Source organism: Spirochaetota bacterium, from assembly GCA_038043445.1.
GTDB lineage: Bacteria > Spirochaetota > Brachyspiria > Brachyspirales > JACRPF01 > JBBTBY01.
Genome location: JBBTBY010000088.1, coordinates 1 through 16,693, shown reverse-complemented (window position 1 = coordinate 16,693; position 16,693 = coordinate 1). Strand labels below are relative to the sequence as shown.

The following is a 16,693-nucleotide window of genomic DNA, read 5'->3' as shown; positions in this document are numbered from 1 at the left end:
GGCATCTCCTATGCGACGATGTTCTCAGCCGCGATCGTTTCGATCTTCTCCGGCAGTGTATCAAGATCAAGCCGTACGACAAGCACCGTGTTCGCGTGCTCGTTGACCGGAAGATCTGCGATGCGCAGATACGGTTTTTTATCCTTGTGATGCCACGGGAGGAGTTCAATGCGCACGGAAGCCGCTTCGCCGGTATTGAGAATGCGTGCGCTCTTCGGCATCACATCGAGCGGGCGCAGTATCACGGCATTCGTCTCAGGCGGTCTTATGAGATGCACATAGAGCGTATTCCCGCGTCGGGTGATCATGATGTTCGTATCGTCATTGAGCGGCATGACCTTGGTATCCTCGAACGCCTCGCGCACACGCCTGTACCACGCCCCGGTGCGCCGCACGATATCCGCATACTCCTGCGTTATGACGCCGTCCGCGTTCGGGCCGACATTGAGGAGATAATTCCCGCCCTTCGCGAACATATTATCCATGCTCGCAATGAGATGCCGGTCGCTGTAGAAATCCTCGTAATCGCGATAACCCCAGCTCTGCTTGCCGACGGACTGACACGCCTCGATCGGCCGTGTGAACGAACGCATCGAATGCACGGACTCATCCCAGTCGCGCTCCGGCGTAGCGAAATCCCCTTCGTCAAAGCCGCGCCCATCGATGACGGCGAACGGCTGAAGCGAGCGTATCATCGCATTGACGGACGGGTCCTTGCGTCCGAACATATGCGCGTCCCACCAGAAGCCGTGTATCGCTCCGTAATCGGTACAAAGCTCGCGTACCTGAGCCTTCACGAAGTCCATGTATTTCTCTTCGTCAGGCGTATCGCCTTTTTCCGGCGCACTGAGTTCATAGCTCCGCCCCGCATTCGGATAATTCGGATGATGCATATCCGCCACCGAGTAATAGAGACAGGGCGGGATATCCCTGCGATGGCAGGCGTCGGCGACCATACGAAGAATATCTTTCCCGTACGGCGTATGCATGACGTTGTAATCCGTAGCCTTCGTGTCCCACATGCAGAATCCGTCGATGTGCTTCGTGGTGAAGGTGAGATATTCCATACCCGCTTCCTGCATGATATCGAGCCATGTGTCAGGGTCGAATCGTTTCGGGTTGAACTGCTTCATGAACGGCGCATATTCCGCGCGTGCCATGCCGAGCCGGAACTGATGCTGCTCATGCCACGCGCCCACGGCATAGATGCCCCAATGCACGAAAAGTCCGAAGCGTTTGTTCATGAACCAATCGCGCGTATCATTGAAATAGGTGCGCATCGCATCTCCCTTGACGAACGAATGTTTTACGGTACGATGAATATACGGCAAACGCCCCCATTGTCCATAGACGAAGCGGGGCGAAATCATGGACGAACCGGGAAGCCATGGAATACAGCACATTCTCATCGCTCGAAAGCACCATCAATTCGCTCGCGTTCAGGCTTATCCTCTCCGGGCGTGTGAGCGCCGGTTCCGAATGGCGTTTCATGAACCACCCCGCACCGGCCAATCGCCTCTATTTCATTTTCGACGGTGACGGCTATATCGGCAATGCCGGGACAAAAAAGCGCTTCGAAAAAAACCTCATCATGCTGACGACGGTCAATTCCTTCTTCGATTATGTCTGTGAGAGCCGTCTGGAAAAGATATTCTTTCATTTCCGGCTCGAGCTTTATCCGGGAAAGGATATTTTCGACGGCGTGAACGACTGCCTCACGCGCGAAGGGGACCGATCGTTCTTTGAGACGCTTGCGGCGAAGGCAGAGAGCACGCGCATGGGCGATATGCTCGAGGCAGAGTCGATGCTCCTTTCCGCCATAGCGCCCTTTGTGAAGACCGATGTTCGCGATGTGCGAAAACGCATAGCCGTGGGCGAGAAGTACCGTCGGCTTTTCTCGGCGATCGATGAGCGCTGCTCGCTTGCGACGACGACGAAAGAGCTTGCGGTACTTGTCGGTTCCTCTGAATCGACGCTCGTGAAGAATTTCCGGCATGATGTCGGTATATCGCTTAAGCAGTACCTCATGGACCGCATAGCCTCCCGGGCCAAGGAGGAAGTGCACGGTACCGACAGAAAGGTCAAGGATATCGCACGTTCACTCGGCTTTGCCGACGAATTCTATTTCTCACGTTTCTTCAAAAAGCATGCGGGGCTTTCGCCGGCGGAATATCGGAAGGCGAATATACTGCGATAGAAAGGGTTTTTATTCGCCGCCATCACCGCCTGCCTGCAGCTGCTCTCGCAGTTACTGTTTCGAAGTGATGAGTATCTTCATTTTCAACGTTGCAGCTTGTCACGGGAGTATGCGCGCGCCCGGCATCGTATCCGATCGGCAAGCACAACCGACTCAAGCACGCTTGCTGCATCATCCTCGATCGATCTGTTCTCGACAAGCGCCTCGATGAACGCACGGTGTTCGTGATAGAAGCCGTTCGAGCGGAACATCTCCGTCGACTCGCTGCCATCGTCCCCGCTCCAGACCATCTCCGCCCTTTTACCAAGACGCACGATGCTGCCGGGGGCGTCAGTACCGTTCCAAACCGGCAGCTGTGCGATATACGTAGCATCTTTCAGCGAGACCGTGATGCGCTCAATGGTCGTTCCCGCCATCGGGAGAAAGGCCATGGAAAATCGCGCTCCTGAATCGAACGTGCCGTGCACGAATATATCATCAACACCGGCAGTAACCCCTGTCGGGCGGTAATCAAGAGCACACTGTGCAATGCCCGAACGGGCGAGCACACGAACCGTGTCGATGCCGTGTATGGCCGTCGTGGAGAAATCGGCATCAGCACGGGCGTGGCGGTAAAAATCGAGACGAATGAAATGGATATCCTCCGGCATAGCGGCGGAAAGAATATCCTTCATGCGCCGGATGATCGGCATGTGCCGCCGGTTGAATGCGACCATGTTCTTTACGCCGTGCATGCGTGCGGTCTCAATGATGCGTTCCGTCTCCCCGGCATCCTTGCCCGGCGGTTTTTCCATGATGACCGGAATGCCCCGCGCGAGGACGTCGCATGCTACCGCACAAGTATGCTCCACCGGCACGATAACACTGACAGCATCGGGCTTTTCCTGGTCGATCATTTCATGATATTCAGTATACGCTTTTCGATAGCCGAAGTCGTCCGCGTATTCCTCGACGGCAGGGCGGTCAAGCCCCGCAACTGCGGCAAGGACAAGATCATCGCGCTCGGCGGCAAGCGCTTTCAGCGCCGGTCCATGCGCACTGCGCGACAGTGAACCTGCGCCGATGGAACAAAACACAAGCTTTTTCCCCGTACGCGCCGCATTCATCGCTTTACCTGCCATTTCAGCCAGGCGTAAAAAGTACGCCCCATGGACCGGTATCCGTCCGTGTTCGGGTGTACGCCATTATCCGTCGGGTATCCGCCGATCGGATCGATGCACAACTGCACAGGGATGAGATGCAGCCCCTCCTGCTCACGTCCGGAGAACTGCCGTATCTCCCGCTCGATGAGCCGGTGTTGCACGCGTTTCCAGCCCCAGCGGTGATATGCTCCTTTATAACTTGCGGCGAATCCTTCCTCGCGCGCATTGGGCGGCGTCGTGATACCGATACCGAAACGCGCGTTCTGTGCGGCGGCGCGGAATGCGGTGATGAACTTTTCAGCATCAGCGAACACGACATCGATACGCGCGTCGACCGCTGCCGTATCATCGGCGTTCGTACTGACACCGAAACAGTCGTTGACGCCGAGATGTATCGTTACGACATCGGGCGGTATCCCTCCGCATGACTCGGCGATGTAGCGCGGGATATCGAGCATCGGAGCCCCGTCGGCATGAAAGATGAATGGACTTGAGCGCTTTTTATACGTCCCGTCAGGGTTCGGCTCGTATTTCGTGAGGAAGGTGTTCCACGCCCAGCCGCCGTAGCCCTCGTGCGCAACGCCGGGAAGAACGCTCGGCGGACGATGCGTGCCGAGCATGGTGAGCGCGGGATTGTCGGGAGGGGTCATGCGCGTAAAGACCTCGTTCGGATATACCGATGCCATGGTGAGGCTGTCGCCAATCATGAGAAGGCGCATGTTCCTTCCGCTCCCGGCATTCTTCGGCGCAATGCGAAGCGTCATCGATGCGTGAGCACGTTCTTTCCCCTGCGCGTCGGCGACCGTCACGGTGACGACATGCTCGCCCGCGTCCTTTTCCGAGGGCATGATGGTCCAGCACCGCGCTTCGCTCTTCGATGCAACAGGGGCGTTCATCGTGAACGTGTACTGCGCGGGGTCTTCGGCGAGGATGATGTTGTCGTAATAGATGCTCATGGGCAGGTCAGCGACCGCGTACCAGAAAGGCGGGAGGATGAGGCGTACGTTCTCAGGATCGGGCAGCGCCGGCTCCCCGCTGTTCTTCGGCGATTGCGCTTCTGCGAGGGATGAAAGAACTAGAAAAATACAGCAGATGATGATCGTTCTCATTGTGCAGCTCCGAGTCAGTGTATAGCAAATCCCTTTACATTCCCATTCTCGGTCGCGACGACCACGCCCTGTGCGATCGCGTCGATGCCGATGGGCCTTCCGATGACCGTGCCGGCGGCAGTGATCTCCCCGCGCGCATTGCATGTCAGCACCGAACCGTCCTCGCAGGCGACAACGATGACGGGACCGCCCGATGACGGCATATATTTCAGCGCGGTTGCCGGGCTTGCAAGCCGCTTTGACCAGACCTTCTCAAGCGTATGGTCCATCACAAGCAGGATGCCGCGGAAGGTAGCCGTGATGATCTCCTTTTTCCCATCGCCGTCAAGATCGCCGACGTCCAGATCGCGTATATTATCGGCGACATCCCCCGGACCGAAATTCACATTGAAGAGCGGCGCTCCGTCGGACGACCAGAGGGCGATGCGGTTAAAAACGCCGTTAATGTCCGAGAGCACCTCTTTCTTTCCGTCGCCGTTCATATCCTCGATGAATAGATGCTTGCGGTACATGTTCGCCCAGCCTACGCCCATATCGGTAAAACCGGGGGGATACGCGTAGTAGCTGCGCGGCGTCGTAGCCAGTGTTCTGCTGTTTATCACCGCCGGCCTGTCTCCGTCGTTCGGGTAGCGCGCAAAAACGAGGTCGGTGCTCCCGTCGGACCGGTCGAGCATATTGAACACCGTTCCCGGCCCCCAGAATACGGGAAGTCGCTTGACGAGTTTCCCGCCGCTGTCGAGCATTTCGAGCGTACAGGTACTCCCGATGAACGCCTGACTTTCTCCGTTAAGGAACACGCCGGTGTGTATGCCGTAGATGCCGGGGTATGTCGACTTGAACCAGTACTGCTTCGCCGCAGCGATCACCTCCGGAGGCATTTCGGAAGTGAATGTCCATTTCCGAACCCCAGAATCGATATCGAAAGCGATGACCTTTTCGTCCGCACATCCGGCGAGGAGGAGATCATATTCCTTCCAGGGATGTATCACGCGCACCGGGGCATCCGCCGTGAGCGTGCGAAGCTCGCGTCCGTCGGAGGAGAACACGCGGATGTTCCTGTCATCGATAGTGCAGATGGATTCGGCAGCGGCGAAGGATGCGCACAGGAGACGCGATGTTTTTTTACCGGCACCGGCATTGAAGAGCTCACGCATCGCGGGCGTCCCTGCGCGTGACGGCGCTGCCGTGAGTTCCGCACGGGATTTCGTCTGCGCATCGGCGAACGTTTTTTCTATCCTGCCGGAATACGATGCCAAGAGCGCATCGGGCAGGAACGCGCGCGCCACCGTGTGATGCCCCGCAGCGAGCATGAGCATCATGAGTCCGTCCTTCTTCTGTGGCGCCACGGTCATGCCGTCGACGAGAACGCTGTCGTTCGAAAGCGCGAGGGCAAGCTCCATCCGCTGCTCTGCCGTGATATCCATCGTTCCTTCGTTGAAGTCCCAGTAGATGTCCGCCGGCGCCCCTGCGCGTATGAGCGGTTCCGATCTGCCGACGAGGCGAATCCCCCTGCCGTAGAGATGCCTTTTCCCCAGGATTATGAGCTCACCCGCATTCCCTTTATACTCGCCCGCGAAGGCTATCGCGGGTTCGGGCGCAGCGAAGACGGCGGCGTTCGTCTCGAGGCGTGTGCATGAAAGCACCTCGCCCGGCAGCAGTGTGCCTTTGCCTATGAGCGAGAAGAATATCCTGCGGCCGCCCTTCTCGACCGGACCGAACCATTCGAAGCTGCTGTCCTTTGTCGTCATCGCGTCAGCGGCGATAACCTTGAAGGTGCCGAGCTCACGCTCACGTGTTATAAGCGAGGGATCGGTGTAGAACGCAAGCCCCGCCACGCCGATGCTCAAGCCTGAGCTCTCGTTGTTCTTTCCCGTAACCTCGAAGCGGATGGTATGTTCCCCCGCAGCACAATCGACGGCACCGAGCGGCACGCCGTTCATCGCGATGTCGGGGGCATAGTGGTCATACTCCGCGCTGATGAGCCTGCCGTCGAGGAATATTTTCATGATGCCGCGGTCGCGAAAGTTCAGGAGGTTAAGGAAGCCGTCTCCGCGCGTTCGTGAATCGAGCGTGAATGTCATCTCGAACCAGGTGCCCGGATCCCGCGATCGCAAAAGCACGATGTCGTAGCTCGGCAGCGGCCGGACCATATTGGTGTCGGGATCGCTTGCGGAATACCGCGCGTTGAACGCAGAGATCACCGTCTTTCCGGCGACCGGACCGGTACTGCTTTTCACGGCATTGCAGCGCAGAACCCCCGGCGCTTCCTTCTTGAGCGGGCCGCTCCAGCCGAATTTCACCTCAGCGGCATCGCTCGTTCGCCGAAAGGAGAGATCGTCGACGATGAGGGCATAGCTCCCCGTCCGCTGGAACACTGTGCGCCGCCAGCTGGAGAAGGGCATCTTCACTACTTCAGCCGTCACGGCGGCATGGCGCATCGAACCGGCGAAGGATATGAGCGCTGCGTCCTGGGTTACCTCCTTGTCGAACATCCCGTCGATCCACACGGTGAGCTGATTGCCGAAACCCGAAAGCAGCGTGTATCCGTCGATGCGCAGATCGTCGATGAGGAACGTGTGATACGGATTGCGCGCCGAAGTGTTCGCACCGCGCACCTTTATGAAATCACCGGCATCATCGGGCATAGTGCGGTATGACGCCCAGAGGAAGGCATTGGTGAACGGGAATCCGGTATTACGTTCGCGCCAGCGCGGTTCGGGAAGGCGGTGTACGAGCCATGTGCCGGCGATATCGGTCGGCTGCCGCGGCGTGAGGCGTTCATCGGGAACGAACGACTGCCCGATGCGGAATTTGTCGGCAGCGAACAATATCCGCCGCTGGTATTCAAGGTATTTCCCATCGTTGAGCAGATACGCGAGTTTGCCCATATCTGCGATGCCGGCGCAATCAAGGTTCGGGTCGCCGTCCTTCCCGGAGAGCAGTGCTTCAAGACCCCGGGCATGCACGGCAAGTGCGCCGTTCGCCACCGACGCGCGCTCCCCCGAGAGAAGGAAATAGGTGAAGAGCGGCGCAATGGAGGTTATATACCACTGCGAGAGGCTTCCTTCGCCCAAAAGGCCGCGATCGAGCGGAGCGAAATAATTGCTGACCCCGCGCAGACACTGCGCCCACATCGGCGACGGGTAATATTTCTGGAAATAGCGCGCGAGCACATAGATGGATATGGCGGTCCATTGGCCGTGACGATCGCCGACCATACCGGGCTTCTCGGTAAGCGAATAGATCCCGGCGCCCCAATTCCCCATGTACGCGCCTCCCGGCGGTTTGACATGCCAGAGGAACTGCCGCGAAAAGGCGTTCGCCATCTTGAGGCGCTCCTCATCGGTGAAGACGGGGCTTTCTTCGATGAGATCCCAGAAGAGCATCATGTAGTGCGCGCCGTAATGGTATGATCCGCCGACGGGGTCGTCCTTGTTCTCGATAAGTTCGCCGTCAAGCTCGGAGATCTCCCGCTTGGCCTTCGCATCGGGGAACGCATAGCGCAGCATCTCCCGTGCGAAGCGCTCATTGCCGGTCATGTAATACATCGCCATGAGCTTGCTGATGCTGTTCCAGCCGAAGTACCCCTGCGAACGGTAATTTTTCGATGCATCCCAGAGTTCGACGTCCTTCACTTCCGAAGGGACTTCGATGCCCTGTCCCAGCCGTATGCGCATGCAATGACCGACAGTGAGGTCGCGTCCGCCGGCCATGCCGTTCACCATAGCGATGAACTCGTTCGCCGCAGCGGCAACGCCTTCCTTATCGCTGCCGCCGACGAAGATGATGTTGTGCCCGTTACCGAAAGGATCATGAAGGCTTCGGACCTCATAACCGCCTTTGCCGGGATACGCGAGATCGAGTAGGGTATAGAATCTGTTGTAAAGCTCCTCGATGATGCGGCTTGTCGAGCGGTTGCCGAGCACAAAAAGGCTTCGCTGTATCGGCAGTGTCCATGCCGTCGGCTCATCGGTTATGATCGGTATCGTTACCCCCGTTCTGTCGGCGATGCTCTTCTGCAGCATGCGGGCGAGATCATCATACATCTTCGACGCCGGGGCAACGATAGCGGCGGCAGGTGCGCCATCCTTCACAAGATGCGTTGTGATCGCCGGTGCTTTCAGCGCAGTGTACACGGGGGCTGCCGGTTCCGGCACCGCCGGTGATGCCGCTTTCGGCTCTGTCAACGCACTTGCCGCTGCGATCTTTCGTTTCATTTCTTCCTCGGTTAAAGCAAGAGGCGCTTCCGCCGCGAATGCTGCGCGCACTTCGTCCGCCGTGAGCGCAGCGCCGTAGAGGCATGCTTCGTCCAGGGCGATGGAGTTGTTCACCGAAGCGAACTGCCAGAAGTCCGAGGGGGAGACCTCCTCGGCGAACGCATCGCTTGCCCTCTGCACGCCGTTGACATAGATGCGTATCGCCGTTCTGTCATAGGTGAATGCAAGGTGGAACCATGCGCCGAACTGCTCCGATATAGGCACGCCGATTGCCTTGAACGATGATGCCCCCTGCACACCGCAGCGAAGCGAGCCCGTCTTGTCATCTATCCATGTAAGGAACGATGCACTGCCGGGCTTCCATGCCCGTAATGACCCGAAGATGATCTTCGAATCACCGCCGTCCTGGAAGGTCTTTTTTACCCAAGCGGTGAAGGTGAATCCGTTCCTGATCTTCGCCGAGATGTTGCCGATGCGTGCCGAGCCGCCCTTGGCGCCGAACGCGAGCGCTTTTCCCTGTATGTTCTGCACCAAAACAGCATCGCCGGATATCGTTCCGTTGAACGTGCCCAGAGCATCGTTGAGCACAGCGCCGGAACCTTCATCGAAGGTAAAGCGCGCGAACGGAGACGCATCCGCAGAGAGATGATACGACGCTGTCAGTATGACCACAAACGACATCAGCCCGTACTTTGCCATGCTGCTCTCCCGATGCTTTTAGCGGATCGTCCGAACAATATGTGTTATTGTACATTCTTCCCGTAACATCTGTCAATGACACAGAGTGATAAAAACATGACAAATATTGACATCCGCCGCCGCCGCGTGTACTATTACGCCGAGGCATCCATCGTGCAGAAGATACTTTTCGCGTACAAAATCACCAACAGGGTGAACCTTTCGGCGGATATGCACACGCACGATCATCATCATCTCATGTACCTCTACCGCGGGCACTGCCGGGCGTCCGTCATGAAGCGGGAATACGCCATGGCGCCGGGAATGCTCATCACGGTGCCGCCGCACACGCAGCACTCCTTCGTCTTTCCGAAGTATGCAAAGGAGCGATGCGTCGTGCTGCACCTGAAATGTCATCTCAGTGACGAGCTGCTTCGGCATATCAATACGCCGAACGTGCTGTCGTGTTCGCTGTTCCAGAGTGAGATCGAGAACGCGTTCACCCTCCTGCTCCGTGCAGTGAACAGCTCCTTTATCCGCTCACCGGTGCCGCTCACCGGACTTCTTCTCTATATCTTCTCCATGATATCCCAGTCCCCAGGGGTAAACACGGACAGCAGCGATTTAAACGACGATCGTATAATGAGGACCGTGCACTATATCGACAGAAATTTTCCGCACAAGATCACTATCACCTGTCTCGCCGGCATTGCCGGTCTGAATAAAAGCTACTATATAAGGCTATTCCATACCGTCATGGGCTGCCCTCCCGCCGACTATATAATCAAAAAGCGGCTGTCGCGCGCGGCCGATCTGCTGCTCTTTTCATCAGCAACGATCAGGGATATCGCGCAAGAATCGGGGTTTTCACACTACAATCACTTTTCAGACAAGTTTAAGCAGAACTATGGCGCACGGCCGAAACACTACCGCACAACGATGCTGCCCGGCAGTTTTTCCGCTGCAGGCGGCTCACGCAGCGGATAGGGACATTTCTCCGGCGTATATATCCGCCCGGATGCTCATCGACGCTCCAGACATGCCGACGACGGTCAATTCCTTCTTCGATTATGTCTGTGAAAGCCGTCTGGAAAAGATGTTCTTTCATTTCCGTCTCGAGCTCTATCCGGGGAAGGATATTTTCGACGGCGTGAACGACTGCCTCACGCGCACGGACGACCGCGCATTCTTCGAGACGCTTGCCGTGAAGGCACAGAGCAGACGCATGGGCGATATGCTGGAAGCACAGGCGATGCTCCTTTCGGCCATAGGGCCCTTCGTGCATACCGATGTCAATACCATGCGCAAACGTATCGCCATCGGCGAGAAATATCGGCGGCTTTTCTCCGCCATCGATGAGCGATGTTCGCTGGCAACGACGACGAAAGAACTTGCCGCGCTCATCGGCGCCTCAGAGTCGACGCTCGTGAAGAATTTCAGGCATGATGTCGGCATATCGCTTAAGCAGTACCTCATGGAGCGCATCGCCTCCCGCGCGAAAGAGGAAGTGCACGGCACTGAAAAAAAAGTGAAGGATATCGCGCACGATCTCGGCTTCTCCGACGAATTCTATTTCTCACGTTTTTTCAAGAAGCATGTGGGGATTTCACCGGCGGACTATCGGAAGGCGAACGTACTGCGATAAAAAAGATTGAAGTGGGCATCTTCGCTATCGGGATGTATGTTAACTTAAGTTCTGGCTGTTCAGGAGGAGCCCTCGAAGGTTCAATATACCGTGCGGCACTAAGCCGCAGCAATGCGCGCGCCACGGAGGCGCAATGAATTTGGTTTGCCGCTTACGGCAATTCAACCATCTTAGTAATTTCTTTACATTTCATATCGAATTTCCCGGATACAGTATTAGTTATCTTTTCAGTAACATATGTTAATTGAACTTGAGCATGAACTATATCATCTTTTGATAAATCTTTCGTTTTTAAGTCTGACTGATGTCTGAATATTGCCTCATTTTTATCTTCTTTTTCTCCATTAATAATTCTTGTACTGCCATATTCAGATAATGTAAAAAGCAGCGTGGGATTATCATACGGATTATTATATTTGTTATGGTTTGTGTATGTGTTTATTAGATCAACACCTTTGAACGAATAAGTCCATTTCAATTTAAGCAAAGTCATTTTCTTATCCGTTTTATTTATTACCCATAATGACGTTTCTGAATGAGTAGAATATACCGATAATACCACACAACTGATCTGCAATTGATTATTATTAACTACCTTAAGAATCGTAGCATTTGTGCTGTTAACAAAGTATAACTTTTTTAAAATGGCTCGTCCGGAATAGCACCCGATACCGATAATCATCAGCGTTGAAATGATACATGGAAATATGATATTTCTCATTTTCAATTTCCCTGTGCGCTGAAGATTATTTCACGCACGTGAAGGAGTTTTCATTCGCCACCATCGCCTCCTCCTATCCCCGTCAGTATACCACCCGCCGAATTCCTGTCAAATCCGGCAGATTCTCTATGTCAAGTGAATGCGTTGCATCCGACATATCCGGGGGTATCACACATTCGGCTGATACTGTCGTGCGACCGAATGGCGCAGCCGCTTCGGGAAAGCGCAACGAAAGCGGCCCATGTGAATATCTACCCTCGAAATTTGCATGAAATCGCGGTTTTGCCCTCAGGCTGTATCCGTCAACTCGTATAATTACATATAGGGTAAAAAAAAGCCCCCTGTATCCGTCCAGGAGAATAATTATATAGAGGGAGATACATTTTTGCCCCTATCGAAACCCCGAAGGAGCTTGTTATGGCAAAAGTTCGATTCAATGCACTCGTTGACGGTATGACCGGCCGTATGGGCGGCCTTATATTCCAGCGATGGAGGTCCATTCACTATGTTCGGACCTATACCCCTCCCCGCGATGCACGGTCACAGGAACAGCTTCTTCTAAGGGGTCGTTTCCGTACGCTTGTCCATGCCTGGCGTTCGCTCGATACCGCCGCAAGGGCAGCGTGGAATAACGCAGCTGCGGGCATGAACATGTCCGGATATAACCTGTTCATCAGTACGAACATGAAGCGAAGCCGCTTTGAAGCCGTATCACCTTCGTTCCCAAGCCGTCCCCGCTCCTATCCCCCGGTTCCATCCCGCTCGGTACCGATATTCCCGACTTCCCGGCGCGTTACTGTCGATCCCAGCGTCTCATCTGAGCGAATACGCCGCATCCCGATAGATCTTCATCGAAACATCCCTCGCATCCGGCGGTATCTCGCATCCGGCTGATGTTATCGTGCGTCCGCGTGAGGCCTGAAAGCACGATGCAACGCTTTCGCGTATTGCACGCTCATCGCCGCGCTCGATAACGGCGACGGGGTCGCTGTTGCCGGAGAACACCTGCTTCTTTCCGAGGAGCGGCGCGAACGCTGACATGTCTTTCACCAGATGATCGACGTCGATGATGTCGGCGCCTGTTCGTATCATGTCGGGCAGGAGCGCTGTCGTGTTCCCGCAGATATGAAGCTTTGCGAGCGCACCCTGTGCATGGATATGATCGACAAGCTCTTTTTCCCGCGGGAAGAACAATTCACGATAGAGGTCGGGGCCTATCTGCGAACACGCCGCATCGCCGATGCCGATGCAGTCGGCACCCGCCGCTATCTGTGCGGAAGCGAATTCCTTCGCGAAGGCATTGATGATATCGGCCGCATCGCATACTGCCTTCGGGTCGTCCATAAGATCGGTACAGGCAGAAGACAGCCCGCGGAGGTCGGCGTACTCGGCCATAGGACCCTCCACCCACCCGACGATGAATTCCTCGCGTGACATCTTCTTATATTCGCGTATCGTATCGACGGCCGCCATCGGACGGGCACTGTTCTCCACCGACGGCTTTTTCAGGCGTGCGATATCGGCAATGCTCTCGATGATATGCGCCGTGTCCTTCGGGAGATCGTCCTCGGGGAATTCCACCGGGAGACCGAACGCTGTCGCTTCGGTGTAGGGGTCGGACATGACGGTGACCCAGTCCATGCCGAAATCGTCCGCGTAGCGTACGTAACCGACGGCTTTGCTTTTCGCATCCGTACAGAATTTTCCGTACGGGATACCCGCATGCTTCGCGGCGATGCGCATGACAATGGGGTGGAACGGCGGACGGTCGACGGTATCATTGGCAATGAATCGTTTGCTCCGCTCTCGTGCCGTCATCGGGGGCTCCTTGCCGCTCATGGCTGTGAATGGGGTATATCAATAACATACTTTGGAAGAATATCGCATACTATCCGTAAATTGCTAATGAGTAGGACAATGTTGTTGACAGGAAATCGGCTGGCGATATACTGTGCCCATGGCCTGTGTCGACATGATGCGGTCGTTTGTGAGCGGTGTATGATTTCACAAAATGAGATACAAAAGATCGTCGCACATATCAGGGATGTAGCGCATCCTTCCCATATATATATATTTGGAAGTTATGCGAATGGCTCAGCGCGGGAAGAAAGTGATCTTGATATCGCTGTAATAAAGCATGATGTAGTAGATGCGATGAGTGAGATCGTCAGTATGAAACGAGGAGTGATTTCCGCGGATTACTCCATCGATATACTGCTTTTTACCGAAGCAGAATTCTTTGCCGACAAAGAACATACTTCAGTAGTCATCGACGAGATCAAGGAGCATGGGAAATTAGTTCATGCCGCTTAATGATAAACAATATGCGTATTGGAAGGCATACGAGCGAATTCGGCCCATCATAGATCGTTATTCTACTGGGGATGATACGGGGAAGCAGTAGCACAGCCGGGCTGTCATTCCACCGGCATGAGCGCTATCGCGTCGAACCATAACGCCCAGCGCTTCTGCGCCTCCCACGGTTCAAGGAGCCGCAGACGGAACGTATGCTCGCCTTCGGATAGATCGACCGTCCCCAGAATTGATAGTCCTTCCGGCGCACCGGCAATGCCGTCGACGACCGGCAGAACATTGGTGGCATACCCTTCGGGTCCGCCGTCAATGCTCCACGCAAAGGAAGAAAGCGAGCGTATCGGCTTCAAACGCGCCAATGAATTCCCGCAGAAAAGGAGCTCATATTTCCCTGCGGCCGGCGCCGTCAATTTCAATTCCGCCCAGTAGCCCGCGTCCGGCGTGTCGGCCGCCCAGATATTGAGTATCTTCCCGCCGGAGAAATTATCCTTCTGCACCACCGACCACCCGCCGGAATATTTCCCATTCTCCGCTTCGGCGACAATGCCGTTCTCGAGGCTCGTTACCAGTCCTTTCAGCGATGTGATGTCCTTAAGGCCGGTGATGAAGCACACGGGCGGCGGGACGAACGTGTTTTTTATATCATAATAGCTCGCAATGCGGAACGGGACATTTCCTCTACCGCTCCCGGCATCGAGTTCCACCGATCTGCCGAGTGCATCATATCCGGAGACACGCATTCCCTGCTGCGCCTCGAGCGCAACTTCGAGCGAATCGTAGCTTTGAAAGAGCGTGGGCGCTTTCCCGCCGGAATTACCGGATATCGCAGCGACGCTGTCCTTCCCGGTGCCGAAGTAATATATCGTGAACCCGGAAAGCTCCTCACGGCGCACGAACGGTCTCGATCCGATGAGCCTTGCCGCCGTTGCATAGGCCGCTGCTGCGGGCGTGACCGTCCAGTCTTTTTGAAGGATGGGAATATAGTTGGCGTATTCATAACCGATGAGCAGGAACTTGAACGATCTGATGCCGCGTGAAAGATTCTCCAGCGGGACGACGGAACGTTCTTCGCTGTTCCAGATCGGCAACGTGAGACCGTGTTTGTTAAGCAGGGCGCGCCAATCCTCGATAACGGATGGATGTTCATCGGTGTAATGGAACGTGAAAATATCGAGCTGTTTCCCGAAACCGGTATTGAACATCGCTTCGATGTTCTGTCTGCGTACGTCCTTTCCGAGCGGGTCCTTCCTGAGACTGTCGCCGACGAATCCGGCCGATGCGACCTTCGCGTTCGGATTGCCCGCGCGTATAGCCTTCGCGGTATGATCGACGAGTTCAACGAACCCCTCGGAAGTGCCGACAAAGTAGTTCTGCAATCCGTCCGGCTCATTCCATATCTCCCAGACACCGATATCATCCTTGAATTCCCGGGCTATCCTGCTGATCATTTCTTCCCATCGCCCCCAATCGGCAGGTCGTACACGGCAATACATCGCTCCGCCGTCGCCGCGTGTGGTGAGATCGTCGGGCCTGGATGAAAGTACCCGGGGCGTCATGATGAATTCCCCCATGATATGAAGCCCTGCTTTGCGCATCGCTTTAATGCGGTTCTTCATTGCGGAGAGATCGAGAACCATCTCTCCTTTCTCGTTGATGGATACCTTGTACGTCGATTCCCAGAAATTCACGCGAACCCATGCTGTCCCCATGATCGCCATCACTTCGGCGATCTCGGTATCGACATTATCCTTTTTCGAATAGGGCGATCCCATGGGTACCCACATCATGCCCCATGGTGATGCTTCGGTCACCGGGTTCGGTGCGAGAACGACGGCTATGGCGCTTCTGCCCTTCGCGCGTTCATCGCCCGCCCGCGCGTTCAGCTCAATGGAGTAATGCCCGCGGCCGGGGAGCTGTATCGGCAGCAGTGCTTCGGCGTTCTCTCCGCCCGTTCGGGTAACGGTCACGGTGCCTTTCTGTGTCCACGCCCGCCCCGTCGAGCGCACCGTGAAATCGACAGCCGCTGTTCCCGCACCGCCGCTGACGAGCGCTTTCACGGGATACGGTTCATTCTCCGTGAAGAGAAGCGACGGCCGCGTCGATACCGTACGCACGCTCAATGCAGCGTTGAGCACGAGCCCGGTGCACAGCACCATGAGCGTTCCGTGAACGGTCTTTCTCCGCAGCATAAGCACTCCTCCGTCCGCTCTCAATGTGAAAGTATCGATAGAATAGTCTCGGCAATGCGGTTTGTCAATGGACGGGACTGCTTTCCGCCTATACGTCCCTGCTCTGTCCCTTCCGGAACGCGAGCGGCGGCCTGCCGTACGCCTTTTTGAAGAGCCGGGAAAAGTGGAACGGGCTCTTGAACCCGAGCGCCCCGCTCACCTCGGTCACCGATGAGCCCGTCTCAAGCATGCGCCGCGCACGCTCCATCTTGTAGAGCATGAACGCGCGCATCGGCGGCATGCCGAGGACACGTGCCGCCGAATGGGCGAAATAGCTTCCGCTCATGCCGCATTCATCGGCCATCGCCGCGATGGAAAGGCGTTCGCCCCTATGCCGCTCGAAGAGCGATGTGATCCGCGACAGCATGCCCTGATCGTTCACGGCGGAGAACACGTGCTCTGCAATGTAGCGGCGCGGGAAATGACGCATGACAAGCCAGAAG

At 55.9% G+C, this 16,693-nt stretch carries 12 protein-coding genes; 4 read left to right on the top strand and 8 right to left on the bottom strand.

The annotated features are described in order from the left end of the window. Nucleotides 1-8: 8 nt before the first annotated feature. On the bottom strand, nucleotides 9-1,370 hold the full coding sequence (locus AABZ39_13230; GenBank protein ID MEK6795737.1) for an alpha-L-fucosidase: 1,362 nt from the start codon (nucleotides 1,368-1,370) through the stop codon (nucleotides 9-11). A 17-nt stretch (nucleotides 1,371-1,387) separates the two neighbouring features. Between AABZ39_13230 and AABZ39_13225 the strand changes: the two genes are divergently transcribed. Further along, nucleotides 1,388-2,197 (top strand): helix-turn-helix transcriptional regulator, encoded by an 810-nt coding sequence (locus AABZ39_13225; GenBank protein ID MEK6795736.1) that lies wholly within the window; start codon nucleotides 1,388-1,390, stop codon nucleotides 2,195-2,197. Between the two features lie 83 nt (nucleotides 2,198-2,280). Here AABZ39_13225 and AABZ39_13220 read toward each other — a convergent pair whose 3' ends face one another. Genes AABZ39_13220 through AABZ39_13210 form a run of 3 tightly spaced genes read right to left on the bottom strand, consistent with a single transcriptional unit; the run spans nucleotide 2,281 to nucleotide 9,364 of the window. Further along, nucleotides 2,281-3,318 carry a Gfo/Idh/MocA family oxidoreductase gene (locus AABZ39_13220; protein ID MEK6795735.1) on the bottom strand — a complete coding sequence of 346 codons (1,038 nt, stop codon included), beginning with the start codon at nucleotides 3,316-3,318 and terminating at the stop codon, nucleotides 2,281-2,283. Next, complete coding sequence (locus AABZ39_13215; GenBank protein MEK6795734.1) at nucleotides 3,300-4,448, bottom strand: SGNH/GDSL hydrolase family protein; 1,149 nt, start codon at nucleotides 4,446-4,448, stop codon at nucleotides 3,300-3,302. Before AABZ39_13215 ends, AABZ39_13220 begins: the two co-directional genes overlap by 19 nt. 14 nt (nucleotides 4,449-4,462) lie before the next feature. Beyond that, the gene (locus tag AABZ39_13210; GenBank protein MEK6795733.1) at nucleotides 4,463-9,364 is read right to left on the bottom strand and encodes a LamG-like jellyroll fold domain-containing protein; all 4,902 of its coding nucleotides are present in this window, start codon (nucleotides 9,362-9,364) and stop codon (nucleotides 4,463-4,465) included. A gap of 96 nt (nucleotides 9,365-9,460) precedes the next feature. Here AABZ39_13210 and AABZ39_13205 point away from each other — a divergent pair, with 96 nt between their 5' ends. Further along, on the top strand, nucleotides 9,461-10,330 hold the full coding sequence (locus AABZ39_13205) for an AraC family transcriptional regulator (GenBank protein MEK6795732.1): 870 nt from the start codon (nucleotides 9,461-9,463) through the stop codon (nucleotides 10,328-10,330). Between the two features lie 52 nt (nucleotides 10,331-10,382). Next, complete coding sequence (locus AABZ39_13200; GenBank protein MEK6795731.1) at nucleotides 10,383-10,988, top strand: helix-turn-helix transcriptional regulator; 606 nt, start codon at nucleotides 10,383-10,385, stop codon at nucleotides 10,986-10,988. 151 nt (nucleotides 10,989-11,139) lie between these two features. Here the strand turns inward: AABZ39_13200 and AABZ39_13195 are convergent, their stop codons facing one another. Both AABZ39_13195 and AABZ39_13190 read right to left on the bottom strand, forming a co-directional pair. Beyond that, entirely contained in the window at nucleotides 11,140-11,709 is a 570-nt protein-coding gene (locus AABZ39_13195; protein MEK6795730.1) for a hypothetical protein, read from the bottom strand. Nucleotides 11,710-12,522: 813 nt separating this feature from the next. Further along, nucleotides 12,523-13,527, bottom strand: coding sequence for a uroporphyrinogen decarboxylase family protein (locus AABZ39_13190; GenBank protein ID MEK6795729.1), 1,005 nt, complete (start codon nucleotides 13,525-13,527; stop codon nucleotides 12,523-12,525). Nucleotides 13,528-13,707: 180 nt separating this feature from the next. On the opposite strand from AABZ39_13190, the gene AABZ39_13185 reads away from it, so the two are divergent. Further along, nucleotides 13,708-14,022 (top strand): nucleotidyltransferase domain-containing protein, encoded by a 315-nt coding sequence (locus tag AABZ39_13185; protein MEK6795728.1) that lies wholly within the window; start codon nucleotides 13,708-13,710, stop codon nucleotides 14,020-14,022. Nucleotides 14,023-14,126: 104 nt separating this feature from the next. On the opposite strand, the gene AABZ39_13180 is transcribed toward AABZ39_13185, so the two are convergent. Next, nucleotides 14,127-16,211: a hypothetical protein gene (locus AABZ39_13180; GenBank protein ID MEK6795727.1), complete on the bottom strand. Its 2,085-nt coding sequence runs from the start codon at nucleotides 16,209-16,211 to the stop codon at nucleotides 14,127-14,129. An 88-nt stretch (nucleotides 16,212-16,299) separates the two neighbouring features. Then, the coding region (locus AABZ39_13175) for an AraC family transcriptional regulator (GenBank protein MEK6795726.1) at nucleotides 16,300-16,693 on the bottom strand (394 nt) is incomplete at its 5' end.

Coding starts and splice junctions, on each gene's coding strand:
- AABZ39_13230 (MEK6795737.1), bottom strand. CDS start 1,370: ATGATTTCGCCCCGCTTCGTCTATGGACAATGGGGGCGTTTGCCGTAT.
- AABZ39_13225 (MEK6795736.1), top strand. CDS start 1,388: ATGGAATACAGCACATTCTCATCGCTCGAAAGCACCATCAATTCGCTC.
- AABZ39_13220 (MEK6795735.1), bottom strand. CDS start 3,318: ATGGCAGGTAAAGCGATGAATGCGGCGCGTACGGGGAAAAAGCTTGTG.
- AABZ39_13215 (MEK6795734.1), bottom strand. CDS start 4,448: ATGAGAACGATCATCATCTGCTGTATTTTTCTAGTTCTTTCATCCCTC.
- AABZ39_13210 (MEK6795733.1), bottom strand. CDS start 9,364: ATGGCAAAGTACGGGCTGATGTCGTTTGTGGTCATACTGACAGCGTCG.
- AABZ39_13205 (MEK6795732.1), top strand. CDS start 9,461: ATGACAAATATTGACATCCGCCGCCGCCGCGTGTACTATTACGCCGAG.
- AABZ39_13200 (MEK6795731.1), top strand. CDS start 10,383: ATGCCGACGACGGTCAATTCCTTCTTCGATTATGTCTGTGAAAGCCGT.
- AABZ39_13195 (MEK6795730.1), bottom strand. CDS start 11,709: ATGAGAAATATCATATTTCCATGTATCATTTCAACGCTGATGATTATC.
- AABZ39_13190 (MEK6795729.1), bottom strand. CDS start 13,527: ATGACGGCACGAGAGCGGAGCAAACGATTCATTGCCAATGATACCGTC.
- AABZ39_13185 (MEK6795728.1), top strand. CDS start 13,708: ATGATTTCACAAAATGAGATACAAAAGATCGTCGCACATATCAGGGAT.
- AABZ39_13180 (MEK6795727.1), bottom strand. CDS start 16,211: ATGCTGCGGAGAAAGACCGTTCACGGAACGCTCATGGTGCTGTGCACC.